This is a genomic window from Solimonas fluminis (assembly GCF_002930645.1).
GTDB lineage: Bacteria > Pseudomonadota > Gammaproteobacteria > Nevskiales > Nevskiaceae > Solimonas_A > Solimonas_A fluminis.
Genome location: NZ_PSNW01000027.1, coordinates 1 through 3,765 on the forward strand (window position 1 = coordinate 1; position 3,765 = coordinate 3,765).

General features: G+C 70.2%; 6 protein-coding genes. All 6 read right to left on the reverse strand.

Features of this window, described 5'->3' with window-relative positions; translation table 11 throughout:
• Positions 1-345, reverse strand: a 345-nt coding sequence (locus C3942_RS21770; RefSeq protein WP_207766191.1) for a hypothetical protein, incomplete at its 3' end; no start/stop codon positions are given.
• 1 nt (position 346) lies between these two features.
• Entirely contained in the window at positions 347-760 is a 414-nt protein-coding gene (locus C3942_RS21775; RefSeq protein ID WP_104232468.1) for a hypothetical protein, read from the reverse strand.
• On the reverse strand, positions 757-903 hold the full coding sequence (locus C3942_RS22490; RefSeq protein WP_165797577.1) for a hypothetical protein: 147 nt from the start codon (positions 901-903) through the stop codon (positions 757-759). The genes C3942_RS21775 and C3942_RS22490 overlap by 4 nt, the downstream gene beginning before the upstream one ends.
• 11 nt (positions 904-914) lie before the next feature.
• Positions 915-1,229: a hypothetical protein gene (locus tag C3942_RS21780; RefSeq protein ID WP_104232469.1), complete on the reverse strand. Its 315-nt coding sequence runs from the start codon at positions 1,227-1,229 to the stop codon at positions 915-917.
• A complete protein-coding gene (locus tag C3942_RS21785) occupies positions 1,226-3,187 on the reverse strand; it encodes a replication endonuclease (RefSeq protein ID WP_436286246.1) in 1,962 nt (653 codons plus the stop codon). The genes C3942_RS21780 and C3942_RS21785 overlap by 4 nt, the downstream gene beginning before the upstream one ends.
• Positions 3,188-3,497: 310 nt before the next feature.
• The coding region (locus C3942_RS22495; RefSeq protein WP_207766192.1) for a hypothetical protein at positions 3,498-3,765 on the reverse strand (268 nt) is incomplete at its 5' end.

The window sequence follows — 3,765 nt, forward strand, 5'->3', positions numbered from 1 at the left end:
CAGGTGCCAGGCATCGCGGGCCTTCGCCGTGCCCGTGACGGCGCCCAGTTCCTCCACGATGTTCAGGCAACCGCCGCGCGCCCACACCACGCGAGTGTAGAAGTCGAACAGCGTCGGCGGCGCCGCGAAGGCGATGCGCCCGCCCTGCCGGGCCAGGCGCACGAACTCCGCGGGATCATGCGTCGAGCGGAAGCCGGGAAGGTCGCCGTACTCGTTCTTGGCATCCCACACCAGCACGTTCCGCTCGGCGCCGATCCGCTGCTTGATGAGGTAGCTCTTGCCGGTGCCGCTCGATCCGCAGATGAACTCGATCTGCGCCGGCAGCGAGTTGTCGGGCTTGCGCATGTCAGGCCGCGGCCGGCGCCGCGGCGCCGCTCTCCGCTTCCTTGATCGCCAGCCACACCTGGAACGCGATCTTGCCGGCGAACACGGCCGCGCCCAGCTCCTCCCGGTACTGCATCACCCAGGGCGGCATCTTGCCGTTGTGCTTGGCCAGCAGCGGCGCCACGGCGTCGGCGCCCTCGGCCAGCGTCTCCTGCCCGAACACGACCTTGACGCCCTTGACCTTTTCCACGCCCTTGCTGATCAGGCTCAGGCCCACGGCGACGGCCAGCATCGCGGCCTCGCGGTTGTCGGCCGCGGTCTGCTGCTGCGCCTGGCCCGCGGCCGGCGGCTGCTGCGCGGCGGCCGCCTCGGCGGCGAGCGCGTCCAGCGCCGGATCGTCTGCGAACGGCAGCGCTCCCTCCTCGGCGCCGCTCACTGCGCGCCCTCCACCAGCACGCCCTTGCCCTTGCCGACGCGGGCGCACTCGGGCTGCGCGGCGACGGCCGGCGCGGCGACCGGCGGCAGGGACTTGGGCGCCGGCTTGGCGGCGGGCTTTTTCTTGGTGGCTTTCGTGGCCATGGTGCTACCTCTCAGAAGTGGAACAGCGGGAAGAAGATCGAGCGCAGCGGCGCCGGCTCGGGCTTGGCGTCGGGCACGGGGGCCGGCGGCGCCGGCTCGGACTCAACGAGAACGGGGGGCGGCGGCGGCAAGTTGCCGTCCGCATCGCGGGCGCGCATGTATTCCAGAATCCACTCCTGGAAGCTTTTGCCCAGGTTCATGAACAGGCCGTGGCACGGCGTCTGAACGTAGAGCTGCCCCTTGCGCTTGCCCTTGGCGAAGCGGCGGACCGTGCCGGGCTTGGCACAGAGGGGACAGACGATGGAACCGCAGTCTTCATTGCTCATGGATCGCTCTCCGGAAGGTGATTTGCGCCTTGGTGGGAGGGCGAGACGAGGCCGGGCGGTGNCGCGACGGCGGCCCCTTGGCTGGAGACTTCACGCTCTACAGCCACAGCCACCGCGGCGCCTTCGGCGCGCGGCTTCAAAATCCAGGTGTGGAGGCGCGTCACCACGCCAGGCCCTTGCAGGCGCACCACTTCACGCTGCAGCGCGGTCCGCACGAACGATCGGACCGCCACGGAGCGGTTCTTGCGGCGGCGCGCGGCGTGGTAGACCCGCTCTTTCACCGGCCGCACGTTGACGAACTGTATGCGCTCGCAGACGCCTTCGGTCTGCGGGGTGCGCAGCTCGCCGTAGGCGTTCAGGTCGCCATGGATGCGGCGCATGACCATGAGCGGCTGTTGCGCGCGGGGCAGGGCAGGGCCGCCGATGGCGCGCAGGTGCCGGCCGTAGTCGCCCTCATCCGCGGCCTTGCGCGCATTCTCCAGGCGCGACCAGGCCACGGGGTGCACGGGCAGGCCGTTGGGCCACGTGGTCGGCGGCGGGCCTTCCAGCCGGCGCAGCTCGCGCCAGATGCCGATGGGCGGAACGCCGAAGGCCTGGAACTGCCGGATGCCGTGCACGCTGGCCCAGCGGCGGGCACGTGACGCGCCCTTGCCAGCGTCGGCCACCTCGCGCTGCACCCCATCGGCGCCACGTTCCTTGGCCTTGCCCAGGCCGGCGCCCGTGGTCATCTTGCTGATGTACTTCGCCACGTAGTGCGTAGCGCCGCCCTTGCTCTTGTCGATCAGCTCGACCTTGAACCGATGCTTGTCGGCGCCTTCCTCGTCGGGCGCTTCGAGCATGGCGTAGCCGCGCAGGACACGGGCCACCTCCTCGCGCTGCTGGGGCTTCACGAACATCAGCAGGTGCCAGTGCGGGGTGCCGTCGTGGTGCGGCTCGGCGACACGTACCCCGAAGTACCGCGCCTGGAGCTTGGCCAGCGCGGCACGGGCCCAGGCCCACAGCTCGCGCAGCCGGAGCTGGCCGGCACGTGGCGTCAGCTTGTCGGCGGTCCAGTTGGGATTTTCCTTCCCCGTGCCCGACAGGCGCGCGTGGTAGCGGCTCGGCAGCGTCCAGGTCAGGAACAGGCCCACGTACCCAAGCTTGTCGGCCACGGCCTCCATGCCCTTGATGCGCACCATCAGCTCGCAGAGGCGGATGTGCGGGTTGGCCAGGGACTTCTCCACCAGGTCGGCCAGGCTGAACTGCTGGCCCAGCTCGTTCTCTGCCACCAGGTTCAGCAGCAGTTGCGCGTTGCGCTGGTCCTGCGCGCGGCCGCGGCCGATGTTGGCGTCCGACACGTAGACGCCGGCATGGGCGTGGACCTTGCCCGCTGCAATGGCGCGCTGCTCGATATCGAGCGTCAGCTTGCGACGGGCCTTTCGGCGCCACCAGCGGGAGCACGTCATGCGCGCGAGGGCGATGGCCAGCTCTTCGTCTGTCGGCAGCACGGGCACGGGCGGTGGCTCGATCCCCCAACGTGTCGTGAATTCCAGGGCGGCGCCGAACTGCTCCTGCAGTCCCACGTGGCGGCCCACGGTGGCCGCCGCCTCGCCGGCCCGGCGCTGCGCCCAGGCGCGCACGGCGTGGTCGCTGGAATGCTCGCCCAGGTTGTCGCGCCGGGAGACCACGGCCTCCATGCGTTGTTGCCGGCGCACGAGGATTTCCCCGCGCACTCGATCCACGGTCGGGCGCACCGTGTTGTTCAGGTGGACGAGGATCGGATCGCCGGACCGCATAGCCAGCTTGCGCAGCTCGGCCAGCTTTTCCTTTGTGATCTTCTCGCCGGCCGCCTCGATCAGCGGGCGCAGGGCTTCGCGCTCGTAGGCGTTGAGCCTGGATATTTTCTGCCAGAGGGGCAGGCGGTTGATGCGGGCGAGGGCGGCATGCTGCGCGTCACGGCGCGCCGCGAAGCGCTCCATGTCGATGCGGCGGACGAGGCCGGCGAAGGGGTTGCTCACCGTTCAACCACCTGACCATCAATGATGAGGAAGCTGTAGCGGAGCCCGCTGTCCGTGTACCACCATACGCTTCGGGCACCCCCGTGCCTGCAGGCCGAGGTAGTCACGTGGTTGCCGAACGGCCCCGGCTCAAGGAACGCCTCTTGATGCCAGCCGAAGCGGCGCGGCATCTTCGGCGCCAGCGGCCGCCCGCAGGCCGCGCACACCAGCCGCATGAACTGCCAATCCCCTCTGACCGAAGTCAGGATGCCGCACGGGCACTCGCGGAATATCACCCGATCACCTTGGCGGCATCGACGCGCAGGCACGGGCGCTCCGGAGAGCCGCCCACGTAGACCACGGATTCCCCCATGATCTTGACCCCCGGACCGGCCACCACGTAGACGACACGTGCGGCCTCGTTCAGCTTGGCTTCGAGCTCGGCCATGGCCTTGCGGGCACGTGCCATGCGGGCGGACAGGGCCGTGTACGTGGCGACGGCTTCCTTCGGGGTCGGCTGGAGCCTGGAGGCGTCGGCCGCGGCCTTGGCGTCGGCACGT